This window comes from Microbacterium sp. CnD16-F (genome assembly GCF_024124465.1).
Classification (GTDB): domain Bacteria; phylum Actinomycetota; class Actinomycetes; order Actinomycetales; family Microbacteriaceae; genus Microbacterium; species Microbacterium gawkjiense.
This window is the reverse complement of record NZ_JAMXSA010000104.1, coordinates 1-2,246: the sequence shown is the minus strand read 5'-3', so window position 1 is coordinate 2,246 and position 2,246 is coordinate 1. Positions and strand designations below refer to the sequence as shown.

The 2,246-nt window shown below is 75.5% G+C and carries 2 protein-coding genes and 1 pseudogene; all 3 read right to left on the bottom strand.

The window, feature by feature from the left end; all coding sequences use genetic code 11:
• A pseudogene (locus tag NH287_RS14905) lies at positions 1-917 on the bottom strand (FHA domain-containing protein); the annotation flags it as partial.
• A complete protein-coding gene (locus NH287_RS14900) occupies positions 917-1,732 on the bottom strand; it encodes a protein phosphatase 2C domain-containing protein (protein WP_253036239.1) in 816 nt (271 codons plus the stop codon). The pseudogene NH287_RS14905 and the gene NH287_RS14900, both read right to left, overlap by 1 nt.
• On the bottom strand, positions 1,729-2,246 hold a 518-nt coding region (locus tag NH287_RS14895), incomplete at its 5' end, for an FHA domain-containing protein (RefSeq protein WP_253036238.1). The genes NH287_RS14895 and NH287_RS14900, both read right to left, overlap by 4 nt.

Here is a 2,246-nt window from a genome sequence, read left to right as displayed (position 1 = left end):
GCGATGGTCGCCCCGAGCACGGGGTCCTCGTCGATCCCGGCGATGGTCTCGCCCCCGTCGGGGGCGCGGGTCGCCTCGGGGATGCCGGGGGTCGACACCGGCGACCCGCCGAGCGTGTGCACGGGAGGCACCCCGGTCACCAGCCCGGGTACGGCCGGCGGCGCGGGCGGGGAGTCCTTCGCGAGCGTGCGCGAGGAGGCGATCGTCGCGCCGACGTCCTCCGCCGCGGCGTCGTGGTCCGGCTCCGCGGGGCCCGGCTTCGCGGGCTCCGGCGCTGCGGCGTGCGGTTCCGCGGCTTCCGGTTCCTGCTCCGCCGCATCCGACTCCGGCGCTGCGGCCTCCGGCTCCGCGGCATGCGACTCCGCGACATCGTTCTCGGGCACATCTGCCGACGGCGCCTTCTCCGCAGAATCGGCCACGGGTGACGCGGGGGCCTCGACAGGCGCGGCTGCCCGTGCGGCGTCGCGCGCGACGAGGTCGAAGACGATCTGGGCCGCGGGCACGACCCCCGACTCGATGGGCAGCAGGTCGGCATCCGATCCCGCACCGATGTCGACGCTCACCCGGACGGCGCGCGGCAGGAACCGCTCGGTCCAGGTCGCGACACCCGCTCCCGACACCTCTTCGACGCCGTCCGCCGTCTCGACGACGAGCGAGACGGGGCCGCGCACCGCGACGCGGACGCCGTCACCCTCGGCGACCGCGAGGCCGAACGGCGGGATCGCGGCGAGCGAGGTGCCGAAGGCGCCGGTGAGCGAGTCGAGCACGGCGCCGATGCCGCCGCCCTCGAGACGGCGCCACACGCCCTCGACGGCGTGCGGCGTGACCGCGGGGGGCAGCACGGCGAGCGCCGACCCGGTCACCGCCGCACGCCACGCCTCGGCATTGCCGTCGGGCCGATACCGCACTGCGCGCATCAGGCATCTCCTCCTGCCGCTGCACGCGGCCGTGTGTCCTCATCGGCGTCCGACCACCCGAGGCCGGGCGTCGTGTCCCCCTCATCCTGCCCCGCGACGCGCACGGCATCGACCACGACGGCCGTGATGTTGTCGCGTCCGCCGTGCAGCATCGCCTCGTGGACGAGGCGGGTCGCGGCATCCTGCGGATCGATGACGTCGCGCAGGATGCCGGTGATGCGCTCCTCGGGCACCTCGCCCGAGAGCCCGTCCGAGCACACCAGGATGCGGTCCCCCGCCTCGGCCGCGAGCAGCCAGAAGTCCGCCTCGCCGCCGCTGCCGCCGCCGATCGCGCGCGTGATCTCGTTGCGGCGGGAATCACGACCGGCGGCGTCGCCGGTCAGTTCGCCCGCGTCGATGAGCTCCTGCACGACGGAGTGGTCCACGCTGATCTGCTCGAGCTCGCCGTCCGCGAAGCGGTACGTGCGCGAATCGCCCACGTTGACCGCGAGCCAGTAGCCGTGCCCGCCGACCTCGGTGACCGCGACGCCGCTGAGGGTCGTGCCCGCCGCGCGCCCCGCATACCCGATGCGCTCGACGGCGACGCGTGCACGCGACAGGGCGGCCCGCATCCCCTCGATGCCGACGGAGTCCCGCCCGACGAGGGCGCGGAACACGGCGACGACCGCCCCGCTCGCGGCGGCGCCGGCGTCGTGGCCACCCATGCCGTCGGCGACGAGGAACAGGGGGTACTCCGCGAGGTGCGAGTCCTCGTTGACACGGCGACGCAGCCCCGGGTGGGTCGCCGCTCCGACGCGGACGTCGATCGCCGTCACCGGGCGCTCTCCACCGTGAGCCGCCGGTCGCCGAGTTCGAGGACGTCGCCTGACCACACGCGCGCCCGTCGCCCAGGCATGAGGCGCTGCGGCTGGCCGGCCCGCACGATGACGACCCCGTTGAGGGAATGCCGGTCGACGACCCACGTGCCCTCGTCGTCGGCGCCGATCTCGAAGTGCGTCTTCGACAGCGAGAGCGTCTCGTCGCGCACCGCGGTGCTGCGCCGTCCCGGCTGCTGACCGGGGCCGCGACCGAACAGGGTGGGCTCGTAGACGGTGTGCCGGGTGCCGTCATCCCATCCGAGGATCGCGATCACCGGGGGCGCGACCCGCGCGGCCGACGTTGGCCGGCCGTCTCGGTGCGGCACGCCGGGAACCGTGGAGATCACGTCGACGGGGAGGGTGCGCGGGATGCGACGGTTCGCAGGGACGGATGCCGGGGCCCACGAGGGCGGCGGCAGAGGGCCCGATGCCGGCACGGCGACGGGCCGGCCGGCGCCCGACGGGGCGGGCG